This is a genomic window from Pseudomonas sp. FFPRI_1, assembly GCF_055384485.1.
On record NZ_AP029168.1, the window covers coordinates 199,543 to 211,219 of the forward strand.

Consider the following 11,677-nt stretch of genomic DNA (forward strand, 5'->3'; position numbering starts at 1 on the left):
AAGACATTGCTGGATCACGAACCCGACCCGGTAAAGCCGCGACGCTATCCACGATCTGATGCTGCTCCGCATATAAATGCCTAGTTTGCTTTCATGCAGTTTTAAAATCGAAGTGTGTCCGCCAACGGACGACAGCAAGTGAACCCGACGCTCGAAAAGTTATTGAGCGCAGATCCAAGCGGAAACCTTTTCCTTTATTTCCTCCAGTAAGGCTAGGTTGCCGATTACAACCAGCTCACACCCTGCCTCCTTATCGCGATATGAACACAGTTCATGGGCATCCTCGTCCAATACCACTCTCAGGATCTGCCCATTCAGTTGATTTTTTACCGAGAAAATTGGATTGCCATCCATGAACGGCGAGCCATTTGAAAAAAAAGTATTGTAATAAGGCGCTTTAAATACCTCAGTGCCAACCGGGTTCGCCTGAACTTTCAATCGGAAATGATCATAAAAACTCCGCTCCAACTCGAGGTAGCGATCTTTATCATTCAGATATTCATTGAACACTTTGCTACTCCACAAAAGCTTTATAGGGAGTCAGTCGTCATGACGACGGCAACCTGAGTTCCAGGGCAGAGGGGATAGTGAAAATGCCTGTCTCGCCGGCCCACGTGGCATGGGCTCCGTAGCCTGCCAGGTTGAGTTTTAAAATCTGTCTCACTGCGCCGCCAGAGGGGCTTTGCGCTTCGGAAAAACATGATGAACAGCCTCAGCTGGGGCATGAGGTGGTCGAACGCCGTGCAGCCAACATCGGCAGGAAATATCGCCCGAATGCTGTCGCGGAATGGTTTCCTGCTGATGCTGGCAGCGGCATGGCGCTGAGATGGGCCTGCCAATTTGGCAACCCATCACAGTAGAGAGAGGCTTGATATGCCCACTTTGAATCCTGCAATCACGCTGGTCGGCAACCTTGACCAATTCAACCATGATGGTTTCGAGATCGAAGCCATGAACTTCCTCTTCGAGCGCCTTGAACGTGGCAACCTGACGGTGGATGGCGAGGCGCTGTACATCGGCAATCAAGCCGTCCATCACTACACCTGGCGCGATAAACAACGTAACCGCACCTGCTCAATGTTCTACACGTATGGCAATACCCCGAGCAGTCACCTCTCGGTTTATGGCCTGGGCAAACACGTTGGTGACAACGACAAGGAATACGCGCTCTACACCTGGATCGACAAGAAAGAACAGTTGTATACCCTGGCCCCCACACGCAGCGATTCACGCTTCCGCTCACTGCTAGCGCCCAACTAAGTCGGCGGCCATGTGAACCCGCCCCATGCAACAAGGCGCTCATCTGGAGCGCCTTGTTGCAAGAGCATGATCTGTTCAAGCACCGAGGAAATTTCCGTGCCGAGGCGCAGCGACTCGAGCCTCTCCGGAGCTGAAGGAGCTTTCGATGGGGCCCGCGATTCGGCCGAGCTGCCATCTGCTCATCTGGACCACCACCCCTGTTTTCCGGGTGGACGTGCGCTTGGATAGTCAGCAGCAACCAGGCGCATCTAGGACTGCACATCAGCACAAAGGTGGCAGAGTAAGTAGTCGCCTGGAGCCCACGGCGGCTCCAAGCGAAACAGACTCAAATGTTTACGATCACAGCGACGTCCCGCTGTGGATAACTCACTCCACCGTCACCGACTTGGCCAGGTTGCGCGGCTGGTCGACGTCGGTGCCCTTGAGCACCGCCACGTAGTAGGACAGCAGCTGCAGCGGGATGGTGTAGAGGATCGGCGAGAGGATGTCGTGGATATGCGGCATCTGGATCACGTGGGTGCCTTCGCCATTGGTCATGGCCGCCTGCTCGTCGGCGAACACGATCAGCTCGCCGCCACGGGCACGGACTTCCTGCAGGTTGGACTTGAGCTTCTCCAGCAGTTCGTTGTTCGGCGCCACGGTGACCACCGGCATGTCGTTATCCACAAGGGCCAGCGGGCCGTGCTTGAGCTCGCCGGCTGGGTAGGCTTCGGCGTGGATGTAGGAGATTTCCTTGAGCTTGAGCGAACCTTCCATCGCCACCGGGTACTGGGCGCCACGGCCGAGGAACAGGGTGTGGTGCTTGTCGGCGAACAGTTCGGCGGTCTTCTCCACCACCGCATCCATGGCCAGGGCTTCGCCCAGGCGAATCGGCAGGCGGCGCAGTTCTTCCACCAGCTCGGCTTCCACGCCGGCCGCCAGGGTGCCACGCACCTGGCCCAGGGACAGGGTCAGCAGCAGCAGGCCCACCAGTTGGGTGGTGAAGGCCTTGGTCGAGGCCACGCCGATTTCACGGCCGGCCTGGGTCAGCAGGGTCAGGTCCGACTCACGCACCAGCGAGCTGATGCCGACGTTGCAGATCGCCAGGCTGGCGAGGAAGCCCAGCTCCTTGGCGTTGCGCAAAGCGGCCAGAGTGTCGGCGGTTTCACCGGACTGGGAGATGGTCACGAACAGGGTGTCGGGCTGCACCACCACCTTGCGGTAGCGGAACTCGCTGGCCACTTCGACCTGGCACGGAATGCCGGCCAGTTCTTCCAGCCAGTAACGGGCAACCATGCCGGCGTGGTAGCTGGTGCCGCAGGCAACGATCTGCACATTGCGCACCTTGGCGAACAGCTCGGCAGCCTGGGGGCCGAAGGCCTGGACCAACACCTGGTTGGCGCTCAGGCGGCCTTCCAGGGTGCGCTGCACCACGGACGGCTGCTCGTGGATTTCCTTGAGCATGTAGTGGCGGTACTCGCCCTTGTCCGCGGCTTCGGCGCCGTCGCGGTACTGCACGGCTTCACGTTCCACGGCCTTGCCGCTGATGTCCCAGATCTGCACGCTGTCGCGGCGGATCTCGGCGATGTCGCCTTCTTCCAGGTACATGAACCGGTCGGTGACCTGGCGCAGGGCCAGTTGGTCGGAGGCGAGGAAGTTCTCTCCCAGGCCCAGGCCGATCACCAGCGGGCTGCCGCTGCGGGCCGCAACCAGGCGGTCCGGCTGGCTGGCGCTGATCACTGCCAGGCCGTAGGCACCGTGCAGTTCCTTGACCGTGGCCTTGAGCGCGACGGTCAGGTCGCCCAGGTCCTTGAGCTTGTGGTTGAGCAGGTGGGCGATGACTTCGGTGTCGGTGTCCGAGGCGAATTCGTAGCCCAGGGCACTGAGCTGAGCCCGCAGGGCCTCGTGGTTCTCGATGATGCCGTTGTGCACGATCGCCAGGTCGCCGGAGAAGTGCGGGTGGGCATTGCGCTCGCACGGAGCGCCGTGGGTGGCCCAGCGGGTGTGGGCGATGCCCAGACGGCCCATCAACGGCTCAGCGGCCAGGGCTTGCTCCAGCTCGCTGACCTTGCCCGGGCGGCGCATGCGCTCGAGCTTGCCAGCGTTGGTGTAGACCGCCACACCGGCGCTGTCGTAGCCGCGGTATTCGAGGCGCTTGAGGCCTTCCAGCAAAATGGCGGTGATATTGCGTTCAGCAACGGCGCCAACAATTCCACACATGGTTTCTCTCCTAGCTGACAGCCGCGCAAATCAGGGTTATGCCGCGGGCCTGGATCTGGTCGCGGACCTCTAAGGGCAGGCGATCATCGGTAATAAGGGTATGGACGCTGCTCCATGGCAGCTCCAGGTTGGGAATCTTGCGGCCGATCTTGTCGGATTCGACCATCACCACCACTTCCCGGGCCACTTCAGCCATGACTCGGCTCAAGCCCAGCAGCTCGTTGAAGGTGGTGGTGCCACGGGCCAGGTCGATGCCATCGGCACCGATAAACAGTTGGTCGAAGTCGTATGAGCGTAGAACCTGCTCGGCCACCTGGCCCTGGAAGGACTCGGAATGCGGGTCCCAGGTGCCACCGGTCATCAACAGCACCGGTTCGTGCTCCAGCTCGCTCAGGGCGTTGGCCACATTCAGCGAGTTGGTCATGACCACCAGGCCAGGTTGCAGGCCCAGTTCGGGGATCATCGCGGCGGTGGTGCTGCCGCTGTCGATGATGATGCGCGCATGTTCACGGATACGCTGCACCGCGGCACGGGCAATGGCCTGCTTGTAGAGGGATACGGGCTGGCCAAGATCGCTGACCAGTTCCTGGGGCATGGTGATCGCTCCACCGTAGCGGCGCAGCAGCAAACCATTGCTTTCCAGGGCAGCCAGGTCCTTTCGAATCGTAACTTCCGAGGTTTCGAAACGCTTGGCCAGCTCGTCGACACTCACTTCGCCCTGTTCATTGAGCAAGGCAAGGATGTTGTGGCGACGTTGGGGTGTGTTGCGTTTCGACATGATGGCTTTAAGTTTCGATTCGAAAGATAACGGAAGCAATAAAAACCCAAGATCGAAACTTCGTCAAGCACGGAGGTGAAAAAATTCGCCGGCAAGCCGGCTCCTACCGATCGGTGTAGGAGCCGGCTTGCCGGCGAAGGGATTGTGGATAACTTCAGCCCTTGCTGATCTTTTCCGGCCGTTTCCAGCCGTCGATGTTCTTCTGCCGTGCCCGGCCTACCGCCAGTTGGGCCGGAGCCACATCCTGGGTGATGGTGGAGCCGGCAGCGGTGGTGGCACCGCTAGAGATATCCACAGGCGCCACCAACGAGTTGTTGGAGCCGATGAACACGTCTTCGCCCATGACGGTCTTGTGCTTGTTCACCCCGTCGTAGTTGCAGGTGATGGTGCCGGCGCCGATGTTGGTGCGTGCACCGATCACCGCGTCGCCCAGGTAGGTCAGGTGGCCGGCCTTGGCGCCCTGGCCCAGGTGGGCGTTCTTCAGTTCGACGAAGTTACCCACATGAGCACGGGCTTCCAGCACGGTGCCGGGGCGCAGGCGGGCGAACGGGCCGGCATCGCTGCCCTCGCCCATGACCGCGCCATCGAGATGACTGTTAGCCTTGATCACCACGCCCTTGCGCAGGGTGCTGTCCTTGATCACGCAGTTGGGGCCGATCACCACGTCGTCCTCGATCACCACCCGGCCTTCGAGAATCACGTTGATGTCGATCAGCACGTCGCGGCCCACGGTGACGTCGCCGCGCACGTCGAAGCGTGCCGGGTCGCGCAGGGTCACGCCCTGGGCCATCAACCGGCGTCCGGCCCGCAGCTGGTAGTGACGCTCCAGTTCAGCCAGTTGCTTGCGGTCGTTGGCGCCCTGCACTTCCATGGCGTCGTGGGGCTGCTCGGTGGCGACGATCAGGCCGTCGCTGACCGCCATGGCGATCACGTCGGTGAGGTAGTACTCGCCCTGGGCGTTGTTGTTGGACAAGCGGCCGGTCCAGTCGCCCAGGCGCTTGCCGGGCACCGCGAGGATTCCGGTGTTGCCTTCGGTGATGGCCCGCGTGGCTTCGTCGGCATCCTTCTGCTCGACGATGGCGGTGACCTTGCCATTGCCGTCACGGACGATGCGCCCGTAGCCGGTCGGGTCATCCAGCTCAACGGTGAGCAGGCCCAGTTGCTCCGGGCCCACCTGCTGGAGCAGGCGCTGCAGGGTCTCGACTTCGATCAGCGGCACGTCGCCGTAGAGAATCAATACGGTGTCCGCAGTAATGAAGGGCACCGCCTGGGCCACGGCGTGGCCGGTGCCTAGTTGCTTGTCCTGCAGCACGAAATTCAGGTCGTCCGCGGCCAGACGCTCGCGCACGGCATCGGCACCGTGGCCGATCACCACGTGGATGCGCTGTGGATCGAGTTGCCGGGCGCTGTGGATAACATGCCCGAGCATGGAGTTGCCGGCGACCGGGTGCAGCACCTTGGGCAGCGCCGAACGCATGCGGGTGCCCTGGCCTGCGGCGAGGATAACGATTTCGAGAGACATGACTGGCTACCAATCCTGGAAGGTCAGACTGCGACCAAGAGGGGGGTGAATGGCGGAAAATAAAAAGGGTAGCCGAGGCTACCCTTTTTAATCAATCACACAGAAAGCCTGCGACTTAGCCGCCGAACTTCTTGCGGATCTGCTGGACGGTGCGCAGCTGAGCTGCAGCCTCGGCCAGACGTGCAGCAGCAGAACCGTAGTCGAAATCTGCGCCTTTTTCATTCAGGGCCTTCTCAGCAGCCTTGACGGCTTCCTGAGCGGAGGCTTCGTCCAGGTCGGCAGCACGTTGCACGGTGTCGGCAAGAACCTTGACCATGTTCGGCTGAACCTCGAGGAAACCACCGGAGATGTAGAACACCTCGGCTTCCCCGCCCTGCTTGATCAAGCGGATCGGACCTGGCTTCAGATTGGTGATCAGCGGTGCGTGACCCAGAGCGATACCAAGATCACCCAGTTCACCGTGCGCAACCACCATCTCCACCAGACCGGAGAAGATTTCCCCTTCCGCGCTGACGATATCGCAATGGACTGTCATAGCCATCTGCTTGCCTCAACCTAAATTAGCGCCCGTTGCCGGGCGCCGGGATTACAGTTTCTTGGCTTTCTCGATCGCTTCTTCGATGCCGCCGACCATGTAGAACGCTTGTTCTGGCAGGTGGTCGTAGTCACCGTTGAGGATGCCTTTGAAGCCCGCGATGGTGTCTTTCAGGGAAACGTATTTACCTGGAGAACCGGTGAAGACTTCAGCCACGAAGAACGGCTGCGACAAGAAGCGCTGGATCTTACGAGCGCGGGATACCAACTGCTTGTCGGCTTCCGACAGTTCGTCCATACCCAGGATCGCGATGATGTCCTTCAGCTCTTTGTAACGCTGCAGTACATACTGAACGCCGCGAGCGGTCTCGTAGTGTTCGTTGCCGATCACGTTCGGGTCCAGCTGACGGGAAGTCGAGTCCAGTGGGTCTACCGCTGGGTAGATACCCAGGGAAGCGATGTCACGGGACAGAACGACGGTGGCGTCCAAGTGGGCGAAGGTGGTCGCTGGCGACGGGTCGGTCAAGTCGTCCGCAGGTACGTATACCGCTTGGATCGAGGTGATCGAACCTTCCTTGGTCGAAGTGATACGTTCTTGCAGAACGCCCATCTCTTCAGCCAGGGTCGGCTGGTAGCCTACTGCCGAAGGCATACGGCCCAGCAGTGCGGATACTTCGGTACCGGCCAGGGTGTAACGATAGATGTTGTCGACGAACAGCAGAACGTCGTTACCTTCGTCACGGAACTTCTCGGCCATGGTCAGGCCGGTCAGGGCTACGCGCAGACGGTTGCCCGGCGGCTCGTTCATCTGACCGTAAACCAGTGCCACTTTGTCCAGAACGTTGGAATCCTTCATCTCGTGGTAGAAGTCGTTACCCTCACGAGTACGCTCACCCACACCGGCGAACACGGAATAACCGCTGTGCTCGATGGCGATGTTACGGATCAGTTCCATCATGTTTACGGTCTTGCCTACACCGGCACCACCGAACAGACCAACCTTGCCGCCTTTGGCAAACGGGCAAACCAGGTCGATAACCTTGATGCCGGTTTCCAGCAGGTCGTTGCCGCCTGCCTGGTCTGCGAAGGACGGAGCGGCGCGGTGAATGCCCCAACGCTCGTCGGTGTCGATTGGACCGGCTTCGTCGATCGGGTTGCCCAGAACGTCCATGATCCGGCCCAGGGTCGCTTTACCGACCGGTACGGAGATGGCTGCCTTGGTGTCGACAACGTCCAGACCGCGCTTCAAGCCTTCGGTGGAACCCATCGCAATGGTACGAACCACGCCGTCGCCCAGCTGCTGCTGAACTTCCAGAGTGGTTTCCGCGCCTTGTACTTTCAGCGCGTTGTAGATGCTCGGTACGCTGTCGCGTGGAAATTCCACGTCGATAACGGCGCCGATGATTTGAACGATACGTCCGCTACTCATAGCTGGATCCTCTGAATATTTGAACCGTTAAACCGCGGCAGCGCCGCCGACGATTTCCGAGATCTCTTGGGTGATCGCAGCCTGACGCGCCTTGTTGTAGATCAGCTGCAAATCGCTGATCAAATCACCGGCGTTGTCGGTAGCGTTCTTCATTGCGATCATCCGCGCCGCTTGTTCAGCTGCGTTGTTCTCGACCACCGCCTGGTAGACCTGCGACTCAACGTAACGGACCATCAAGCCGTCCAGCAGCTCCTTGGCATCCGGTTCGTAGAGGTAGTCCCAGTGGTGCTTGAGTTCTTGATCCGGGGTTGCCTCCAGTGGAATCAACTGCTCCACGGTCGGCTGCTGGGTCATGGTGTTGATGAACTTGTTGGATACCACGGACAGGCGGTCGATCCGGCCTTCCAGGTACGCATCCAGCATCACCTTGACGCTGCCGATCAGGTCATTGATCGACGGCTCTTCACCCAGATGGCTGATAGCTGCAACGACGTTACCGCCGAAGTTGCGGAAGAAGGCCGCACCCTTGCTACCGACCACACACAGATCGATCTCGACGCCTTGTTCGCGGTTTACCGCCATGTCCTTGACCAGGGCCTTGAACAGGTTGGTGTTCAAGCCACCACACAGACCACGGTCACTGCTCACCACAACGTAACCGACGCGCTTGATAGCACGGTCGATCATGAAGGGGTGACGATATTCCGGGTTGGCGTTGGCCAGATGACCAATAACCTGGCGGATGCGCTCCGCATAAGGACGGCTAGCAGCCATGCGCATTTGTGCCTTGCGCATTTTGCTGACCGCCACTTTTTCCATGGCGCTGGTAATTTTTTGCGTGCTTTTGATGCTCGCAATCTTACTGCGAATCTCTTTTGCGCCTGCCATGTAACACCTATCAGGTTAGCAAGCGGGAGCCTTGCGGCTCCCGCTGCGGCTTACCAGGTTTGGGTGGCTTTGAACTTCTCGATACCGGCTTTCAGGCCAGCGTCGATTTCGTCATTGAAGTCACCCTTCACGTTGATCTTCGCCATCAGTTCGGCGTGATCGCGGTTGAAGTAAGCAATCATGGCCTGTTCGAAGCTACCAACTTTGGCAATCTCGACGTCCGTCAGGAAGCCGCGTTCAGCGGCATACAGGGACAAGGACATGTCGGCGATGGACATCGGCGCATATTGCTTCTGCTTCATCAGCTCGGTAACGCGCTGACCATGCTCAAGTTGCTTGCGGGTCGCTTCGTCCAGGTCAGAGGCGAACTGGGCGAATGCCGCCAGTTCACGGTACTGAGCCAGAGCGGTACGGATACCACCGGACAGCTTCTTGATGATCTTGGTCTGAGCGGCACCACCCACACGGGATACCGAAACACCGGCGTTCACAGCTGGACGGATGCCAGAGTTGAACATGGCCGATTCCAGGAAGATCTGACCGTCGGTGATGGAAATCACGTTGGTCGGAACGAACGCGGAAACGTCGCCAGCCTGGGTTTCGATGATCGGCAGTGCGGTCAGGGAACCGGTTTTGCCGGTCACTGCGCCGTTGGTGAACTTCTCTACGTACTCTTCCGAAACGCGGGATGCGCGCTCCAGCAGACGGGAGTGGAGATAGAACACGTCGCCTGGGTAAGCTTCACGGCCTGGTGGACGGCGCAGCAGCAGGGAGATCTGGCGGTAAGCCACTGCCTGCTTGGACAGATCGTCATAAACGATCAGTGCGTCTTCACCGCGGTCGCGGAAGTATTCGCCCATGGTGCAACCGGAGTACGGTGCCAGGAACTGCAGCGCAGGAGATTCGGAAGCACTGGCAGCCACCACGATGGTGTTGGCCAAGGCGCCGTTTTCTTCCAGCTTGCGAACCACGTTGGCGATGGTCGATTGCTTCTGACCGATGGCTACGTAGACGCAGAAAATGCCGCTGTCTTTCTGGTTGATGATCGCGTCGATCGCCAGAGCGGTCTTACCGATCTGACGGTCACCGATGATCAGCTCACGCTGGCCACGGCCGACCGGGATCATGGCATCGACAGCCTTGTAGCCAGTCTGTACAGGCTGGTCTACCGACTTACGCCAGATCACGCCTGGAGCAACTTTCTCGACCGCATCGGTCTCGGTGTTGTTCAGCGGACCTTTGCCGTCAACTGGGTTACCCAGTGCGTCGACTACGCGACCCAGCAGTTCCTTACCAACAGGAACCTCGAGGATGCGGCCGGTGCACTTGGCGCTCATGCCTTCAGCCAGAGACTGGTAAGCGCCCAATACAACGGCACCTACAGAGTCTTGCTCCAGGTTGAGGGCCATACCGTAGACGCCGCCCGGAAACTCGATCATCTCGCCGTACATAACGTCGGCCAGACCGTGAATCCGCACGATGCCGTCAGAAACGCTGACGACAGTGCCTTCGTTACGGGCTTGGGAGGTCACATCGAGCTTGTCGATGCGGCCCTTGATAATTTCACTTATTTCGGAAGGATTGAGTTGCTGCATTGCTCTGCTGCCCCTTCAAACTCAAGATTTCAATGCTTCGGCAAGGTTCGCGAGTTTGCCGCGAATCGAGCCATCGATAACCAGGTCGCCGGCGCGGATTACGACGCCACCAATCAAGCTGGCATCCTCCGCAGCGTGCAGTCGCACTTCCCGGCCGAGCCGTGCACTGAGAACCTTGGCGAGTTTGTCTTGCTGTTCTTGGTTCAATGCGTAAGCACTGGTGACATCCACATCTACCGACTTCTCTTGCTCGGCCTTGTACAGGTCGAACAGAGCCGAGATCTCCGGCAACAGCAGGAGACGATCGTTTTCGGCGGCAACGTGAATGAAATTCTGTGCCTGTGCATCAAACTTGTCGCCACACACTTCAATAAAAGTGCTGGCCTTTTCTGCGCTCGTCAGTCGCGGGGCCTTAAGCACGCGCTGCATGGTGTCATCTTGTGACACCGCTGCAGCCAGGCCGAGCATGGCTGACCAAGAGGCCAGCTGCTGGTGGGCCTGAGCGTGCTCGAAGGCCGCCTTAGCGTAAGGTCGGGCCAACGTGGTCAATTCTGCCATGATCGCCCTCGCTTAAATTTCAGCAGCCAGTTTGTTAACCAGCTCTGCGTGCGCGTTTTGATCGATTGTGGCACCCAGGATCTTCTCTGCACCATTGACTGCCAGGCTACCCAGTTGGGCACGCAGCGCGTCTTTGACACCGTTCAGTTCCTGTTCGATCTCGGCCTGAGCCTGAGCCTTCACACGTTCAGCTTCGACACGAGCCTGTTCACGGGCTTCGTCGACGATCTGAGAACCGCGCTTCTTGGCTTGCTCAATGATTTCAGCTGCCTGAGCTTTTGCTTCGCGCAGTTGCTGACCCGCTTTATCTTGGGCCAGTTCCAGGTCACGAGCTGCTCGGTTGGCAGCGTCCAATCCATCCGCGATCTTCTTTTGACGTTCGTGCAAAGCAGCAATGACCGGAGGCCAAATGAACTTCATGCAGAACAATACAAAAATTAAGAACGCAACGGACTGGCCAATCAGGGTTGCATTAATGTTCACGCCAACACCTCGCTCGTTCGTTGTCCGTCACACCAATCAACTCGAAGAATCGAGTGATTAGCCAGCGAGTTGACCAACGAAGGGGTTTGCGAAGGTGAAGAACAGAGCGATACCAACACCGATCATGGTTACGGCGTCGAGCAGACCGGCAACGATGAACATTTTAACTTGCAGCATTGGAACCATTTCTGGCTGACGCGCTGCGCCTTCCAGGAACTTGCCGCCCAGCAGGCCGAAACCAATTGCGGTACCCAGTGCGCCCAGGCCGATCAACAGTGCAACAGCGATAGCGGTTAGACCAACTACAGTTTCCATCTTTCCTCCCGACTTTTACGTCGTATGGTTTAGGTTTTTTAGATTAAAGCGGTAAAACAAATCGTTTCATCGAGCCCGAGACGGGCTCCCTCTCGCCGCAACGAGAGGGACATCAG

At 58.9% G+C, this 11,677-nt stretch carries 12 protein-coding genes; 1 reads left to right on the plus strand and 11 read right to left on the minus strand.

Annotation, left to right across the window (positions count from 1 at the left end; translation table 11 throughout):
- Positions 1-159: 159 nt before the first annotated feature.
- The gene (locus ACZ5BO_RS00905; protein ID WP_464697779.1) at positions 160-510 is read right to left on the minus strand and encodes a hypothetical protein; all 351 of its coding nucleotides are present in this window, start codon (positions 508-510) and stop codon (positions 160-162) included.
- Between the two features lie 363 nt (positions 511-873).
- On the opposite strand from ACZ5BO_RS00905, the gene ACZ5BO_RS00910 reads away from it, so the two are divergent.
- Positions 874-1,260, plus strand: coding sequence for a hypothetical protein (locus ACZ5BO_RS00910; RefSeq protein ID WP_025131592.1), 387 nt, complete (start codon positions 874-876; stop codon positions 1,258-1,260).
- A gap of 366 nt (positions 1,261-1,626) precedes the next feature.
- Here the strand turns inward: ACZ5BO_RS00910 and glmS are convergent, their stop codons facing one another.
- The 10 genes from glmS to atpE all read right to left on the minus strand — a co-directional run bounded on the left by glmS (position 1,627) and on the right by atpE (position 11,561).
- A complete protein-coding gene (glmS, locus tag ACZ5BO_RS00915) occupies positions 1,627-3,459 on the minus strand; it encodes a glutamine--fructose-6-phosphate transaminase (isomerizing) (RefSeq protein WP_464697781.1) in 1,833 nt (610 codons plus the stop codon).
- A gap of 10 nt (positions 3,460-3,469) precedes the next feature.
- Positions 3,470-4,240, minus strand: a complete 771-nt coding sequence (locus ACZ5BO_RS00920; RefSeq protein WP_177330338.1) for a DeoR/GlpR family DNA-binding transcription regulator — start codon at positions 4,238-4,240, stop codon at positions 3,470-3,472.
- Between the two features lie 151 nt (positions 4,241-4,391).
- A complete protein-coding gene (glmU, locus tag ACZ5BO_RS00925; protein WP_025132147.1) occupies positions 4,392-5,759 on the minus strand; it encodes a bifunctional UDP-N-acetylglucosamine diphosphorylase/glucosamine-1-phosphate N-acetyltransferase GlmU in 1,368 nt (455 codons plus the stop codon).
- A gap of 115 nt (positions 5,760-5,874) precedes the next feature.
- Complete coding sequence (locus tag ACZ5BO_RS00930; protein WP_011064380.1) at positions 5,875-6,300, minus strand: F0F1 ATP synthase subunit epsilon; 426 nt, start codon at positions 6,298-6,300, stop codon at positions 5,875-5,877.
- Positions 6,301-6,345: 45 nt separating this feature from the next.
- Complete coding sequence (gene atpD, locus ACZ5BO_RS00935; RefSeq protein ID WP_025132146.1) at positions 6,346-7,722, minus strand: F0F1 ATP synthase subunit beta; 1,377 nt, start codon at positions 7,720-7,722, stop codon at positions 6,346-6,348.
- Positions 7,723-7,749: 27 nt separating this feature from the next.
- Complete coding sequence (gene atpG / locus ACZ5BO_RS00940; RefSeq protein WP_011064382.1) at positions 7,750-8,610, minus strand: F0F1 ATP synthase subunit gamma; 861 nt, start codon at positions 8,608-8,610, stop codon at positions 7,750-7,752.
- Between the two features lie 50 nt (positions 8,611-8,660).
- Positions 8,661-10,205 carry a F0F1 ATP synthase subunit alpha gene (gene atpA, locus ACZ5BO_RS00945; protein ID WP_025132145.1) on the minus strand — a complete coding sequence of 515 codons (1,545 nt, stop codon included), beginning with the start codon at positions 10,203-10,205 and terminating at the stop codon, positions 8,661-8,663.
- A gap of 21 nt (positions 10,206-10,226) precedes the next feature.
- A complete protein-coding gene (locus ACZ5BO_RS00950; RefSeq protein WP_025132144.1) occupies positions 10,227-10,763 on the minus strand; it encodes a F0F1 ATP synthase subunit delta in 537 nt (178 codons plus the stop codon).
- Between the two features lie 12 nt (positions 10,764-10,775).
- A complete protein-coding gene (locus tag ACZ5BO_RS00955; RefSeq protein ID WP_025132143.1) occupies positions 10,776-11,246 on the minus strand; it encodes a F0F1 ATP synthase subunit B in 471 nt (156 codons plus the stop codon).
- A 57-nt stretch (positions 11,247-11,303) separates the two neighbouring features.
- Positions 11,304-11,561, minus strand: coding sequence for a F0F1 ATP synthase subunit C (gene atpE, locus ACZ5BO_RS00960; protein WP_002555987.1), 258 nt, complete (start codon positions 11,559-11,561; stop codon positions 11,304-11,306).
- Positions 11,562-11,677: the final 116 nt, after the last annotated feature.